Source organism: Deltaproteobacteria bacterium (assembly GCA_005879535.1).
Lineage (GTDB): Bacteria > Myxococcota > Myxococcia > Myxococcales > 40CM-4-68-19 > 40CM-4-68-19.
This window is the reverse complement of sequence record VBKI01000093.1, coordinates 101,175-103,860: the sequence shown is the minus strand read 5'-3', so window position 1 is coordinate 103,860 and position 2,686 is coordinate 101,175. Positions and strand designations below refer to the sequence as shown.

Genomic DNA, 2,686 nt, shown 5'->3' with positions numbered 1-2,686 from the left:
AGAATGGACAGGCGCGCCGTCGCCTCTGTCGCTCCGTACATCACGTAGAGCCGCAGCGCTGGTTTCGCTTCCCGCAGCTCGCGCACGAACGGCGCCTGCAGCTTGCCGCCGGCCTGCTGGATCCAGCGCAGGTCGGGAAACCCCATTTCCTTGAAGCGCGATTTGCGCAGCAGGATCTGGTAGTGGCTCGGCACACCGGCGAAGCCGGTGCAGCGGGTCTCGATCATCCGCTGCAGCACCTTGTCGGGGAAGAGGAACCGCTTGTCGATCACGACGGTTCCGCCGACGGCCAGATGCGTCTGCAGGACGGAGGCGCCAAACGAATAGTGGAACGGGAGCACGGCCATCGCCCGATCCGAGGCGCTGAGGCCAATCGCCTCGACGATGGAGCCGGTGTTGGCGATGAAGTTGCGGTGCGAAAGCATCACGCCACGCGGCTTGCCGGTCGAGCCCGAGCTGAAGAGAAGGGCGGCGAGATCGTCGCCGCCGCCTCGCGCGAGCGCATCGCCTGGCTGCGCCACCAGCTCGCCAAGCGTGCAGATCGATGCGCCGTCGAACGGCGCGGGGCCGGGAGCGTCGAGGATCACGCGCGCCGGTCGGGACAGCCATCGTGCGCACGACGCCGCCATCCGCGTCTCGACGAATGCGATGCGCATGCCGGTCTGCTCGACGACCGCGCCGCAGTCGGCCGGCGTCAACCCGGGGGAGACCGGGACGGCGACGCAGCCGGCGCGCATCGCCCCGAGGTAGGCCGCCACCCAGAAGAAGGAGTTGTCGGCGACGATTCCCACGCATTCGCCGCGTTCCGCGCCCGCTCCGAGGAGGAACGTGGCGACCGACGACACCGCGGCGGACAGCTCGCCGTACGAATGCGCCGCCTCGAGCGTGATCAACGCCGGCCGGCTGGCGTCCTTGCCCGCCAGCAGCCGATCCGCAAAGTTCACGACGCCGCGCCCCGGCGAAGGAGGATCTGCTCGATGGCTGCGAGGTTGTCCATCCGGGCAATGTCCTCCACCTCGAACTCGACGCGGAACTCGCTCTGCAGCGCCTCGACGAGCGCGAGGTGACCGAACGAGTCCCAACCCTGGACGTCCGCTGGCGATGCCGTGGGCGGAAGCGTGGCCGGATCGATCTGGAAGACCTCCGCGAAGACCGCCTTGATCCGCTGTTGCACCATGGTCGCCTCCCTAGCTGGTCGTGAAGGCGCCGGGGACCTCGGGCGCAGGCAGTACGTCGCGCACGCCCGTTCCCGAGCCCAGGTAGATGAAGTCGCCGCTGCCGCGCGTCGAGATGATGACACCCGGGATGCCGAGCACCACGCCGTTCTCCGGCACGTCGTCGACGACCACCGAGTTGGCGCAGATCGCCGCGCCGTTCGCGATGCGCAGCGGGCCGATCACCTTCGCGCCCGATCCCAGGTAAACGCGGTCGCCGAGCCTCGGCGCGTTCATCGCCGGATAGGCGCCGGTTCCTTCGATGGTGCACATCTGCCCGACCGAGCAGTTCCTGCCGATGCGGACGCCCGGGCCGATACGGAGCGAAACGAAGTGCCCGACATAGAAGCCCGGCTCGATGTGCGCGTCCAGGTCGATCGAGATCGACGTGAGCACGCCCAGGATCACCTCGGCGATGGAGTACAGGATCCAGAGAAGCGGGGTGACCGACGGGCTCATCGGGACCGTCTTCAGCCGGCGTCCGAATCGGTACACCGCCATCGCCCACGACCCGTCCAGCGTCAGCGCATGGCGCAGGCGGGTCAGGACGCCGGCGCCGGGGTGGTACACGAGGTGCCGCTCGAGGTCCGCCTTGTAAGCGGGCCAGAAATATTCGGGACGCATCTCCGCCTCCTCCTCGTCCACGGGGGTGTCGAACCGCTGCGGCGCCGGAACCGGGATCCGCTCCGGCGAAACCGGCTTCGGCGGCAACCCTGCCCAGCCGCTCGATCGCGGCAGCGATCGGCCGACCACGCTGTTCGCTGCGATCACGCAGCCGTCGGGGATCTGCACGGGACCGATGGCCGAGGCTCCGGGTGCGAAGACGACCCGCTCCCCGACCTGGGGATGCCCGCGCGCGCCGGCCCTGCCGCCGATGCCGAGCGTGTTGCCGCCGTGGAGCATCGAGCCGCGCCCCAAGCGCGAGCCGAAGGAGACGAAGACTTCACCGCGTGGAGCGATCCAGACCTCGCGCTCGATCCGGGAGCGCACGCTGAGGCTCGTCTTGGTGATCAGGCGTCCAACTTCGAACGACAGGACGTAGAGGGCGCGGAGTAGCAGCGTCTGCGGCCGGCGGGGGCGTGCATAGACCCAACGCCCGAATCTGTAGGTGGCAAGCGCCCAGAATGCCCGCGACGCGAAGAGAAACCGCAGTCGCTCGCCGAAGGCGACAGCGCCATGGATGCCGCAAAAGTGTGCGAAATCGGACCGGATGCCACGCCATCCACTCGGAACGTTCCCCTCGCTCGCCACCCCACCCTCCGATGCAAGGAGGGTAGGTATCCGCCTTGAGGCGGGCTAGGCCTTGCGCGGGTAGCCGAGGTGCGAGAGCACGCGGCTCATCTCTTCGAGCGACGCGGGATCCTCGATGGTCGCGGGCATGGCGAACTCGATTCCATCCGCGATCTTGCGAATGGTGCCGCGGAGAATCTTGCCGGAACGCGTCTTGGGTAACTTTGGAACAATCGCGGCCT

3 protein-coding genes and 1 pseudogene (1 of these 4 running past the window's edge) are annotated in these 2,686 nt (G+C 68.4%); all 4 read right to left on the bottom strand.

Translation table 11 applies throughout. The annotated features are described in order from the left end of the window. Positions 1 to 1,082 (bottom strand): hypothetical protein (locus tag E6J58_22660; GenBank protein ID TMB32723.1); only part of this gene is annotated, 1,082 nt, incomplete at its 3' end. Continuing rightward, positions 941 to 1,177 (bottom strand): acyl carrier protein, encoded by a 237-nt coding sequence (locus E6J58_22655; GenBank protein ID TMB32722.1) that lies wholly within the window; start codon positions 1,175 to 1,177, stop codon positions 941 to 943. The genes E6J58_22660 and E6J58_22655, both read right to left, overlap by 142 nt. A gap of 10 nt (positions 1,178 to 1,187) precedes the next feature. Then, the gene (locus E6J58_22650; GenBank protein ID TMB32721.1) at positions 1,188 to 2,465 is read right to left on the bottom strand and encodes a hypothetical protein; all 1,278 of its coding nucleotides are present in this window, start codon (positions 2,463 to 2,465) and stop codon (positions 1,188 to 1,190) included. A gap of 45 nt (positions 2,466 to 2,510) precedes the next feature. Continuing rightward, positions 2,511 to 2,686: pseudogene (locus tag E6J58_22645) on the bottom strand (propionyl-CoA synthetase); it runs 1,637 nt beyond the window's last position.

Excerpts from the sequence above, each read along its gene's own strand:
- E6J58_22655 (TMB32722.1), bottom strand. The coding sequence starts at position 1,177 with ATGGTGCAACAGCGGATCAAGGCGGTCTTCGCGGAGGTCTTCCAGATC.